Source organism: Novosphingobium rosa NBRC 15208, from assembly GCF_001598555.1.
GTDB classification, from domain to species: domain Bacteria; phylum Pseudomonadota; class Alphaproteobacteria; order Sphingomonadales; family Sphingomonadaceae; genus Novosphingobium; species Novosphingobium rosa.
In genome coordinates this window covers 1-551 of sequence record NZ_BCZE01000194.1, presented here as the reverse complement: position 1 = coordinate 551, position 551 = coordinate 1, and the positions used below count along the sequence as shown (strand labels likewise).

Genomic DNA, 551 nt, shown 5'->3' with positions numbered 1-551 from the left:
TTCCAGTCGAGCTGCTACATCGGCTGCGGCGTCACCACGGGCGTAGGCGCGGTGGTCAACACCGCCAAGGTGCAGGTGGGGGACAATGTGGTGGTCTTCGGGCTGGGCGGCATTGGCCTCAACGTTATTCAGGGCGCGCGTCTGGCCGGAGCCAACAAGATCATCGGCGTCGACATCAACCCCGATCGCGAGGAATGGGGCCGCCGTTTCGGCATGACCGATTTCCTCAACACCAAGGGCATGAGCCGCGAGGACATCGTGGCCAAGATCGTGCTGATGACAGATGGCGGCGCGGATTACACCTTCGATGCCACCGGCAACACCGAGGTGATGCGCACCGCTCTGGAGGCGTGCCATCGCGGCTGGGGCACCAGCATCATCATTGGCGTGGCGGAAGCGGGCAAGACCATCGAAACCCGCCCCTTCCAGCTGGTGACGGGCCGCAACTGGCGCGGCACCGCCTTTGGCGGCGCGAAAGGGCGCACCGATGTGCCCAAGATCGTCGATATGTATATGACCGGCAAGATCGAGATCGATCCGATGATCACCCA

At 63.3% G+C, this 551-nt stretch carries 1 protein-coding gene; it reads left to right on the top strand.

All coding sequences use genetic code 11. The features are described from left to right. A partial coding sequence (locus SR3_RS30375) for a zinc-binding dehydrogenase (protein WP_157099230.1) occupies window positions 1-551 on the top strand: 551 nt, incomplete at both ends.